The organism is Massilia sp. CT11-108 (assembly GCF_047302915.1).
GTDB classification, from domain to species: domain Bacteria; phylum Pseudomonadota; class Gammaproteobacteria; order Burkholderiales; family Burkholderiaceae_D; genus Telluria; species Telluria orientalis.
Genome location: NZ_JBKYMO010001051.1, coordinates 1 through 824, shown reverse-complemented (window position 1 = coordinate 824; position 824 = coordinate 1). Strand labels below are relative to the sequence as shown.

The following is an 824-nucleotide window of genomic DNA, read 5'->3' as shown; positions in this document are numbered from 1 at the left end:
CTACCGCGTCACGCGTCCGCTCGACGTGCTGCGCATCGAGCGCGAGACCGGCCGCGGTACGGCCACCCGCCCGGCGGGACTGGCGCTGCCGCACTGACCGCAACAACATCAAGGAACACAATGACTGCTGACACGATCAACGTTGGACTCATCGGCTATGGTTTCGCCGGCCAGGTCTTCCACGCGCCGCTGCTGCGCACGACCCCGGGTCTCGCCATCGCCGCCGTCTCCAGCCGCAATCCGGACAAGGTACGCGCCGACCTCGGCAGCGTCGCCGTCCATGCGGAGCCGGCCGCCCTGCTCGCCGATCCGGACGTCGCCCTCGTCGTGCTGGCCAGCCCGAACGCGACCCACTATCCGCTGGCGCGGGCCGCGCTGGAGGCGGGCAAGCACGTCGTCGTCGACAAGCCGTTCACGGATACGGCCGCGCAGGCCGCGGAACTCGTGCGCCTTGCGGAAGACAAGGGCCTGCTGCTGAGCGTCTACCACAACCGCCGCTGGGACAGCACGACGCGCACCGCGCTGCGCCTGCTCGCCGGCGGCACCCTGGGACAAGTCCGCCACGCGGCCATGCACTTCGACCGCTTCCGCCCGCAGCCGCAGGAACGCTGGAAGGAAGAGGCCGATGCGGGCGGCGGGATCTGGCTGGACCTGGGCCCGCACCTGATCGACGAAGCCCTGCTGTACTTCGGCGAGCCGCTCGCGATCGAGGCGGACCTGCCCATGCTCCGTCCGGGCAGCCGCTGCGAAGACCAGTTCCAGGCGCGCCTGCGCTATGCGGACGGCCTGCGCGTGGACCTCGGCGCCAGCATGCTGGCCGCCGT

General features: G+C 71.2%; 1 protein-coding gene. It reads left to right on the top strand.

The genetic code is table 11. The features are described 5' to 3' along the window. Positions 1–120 precede the first annotated feature (120 nt). A partial coding sequence (locus ACEN88_RS33060; RefSeq protein ID WP_413346526.1) for a Gfo/Idh/MocA family oxidoreductase occupies positions 121–824 on the top strand: 704 nt, incomplete at its 3' end.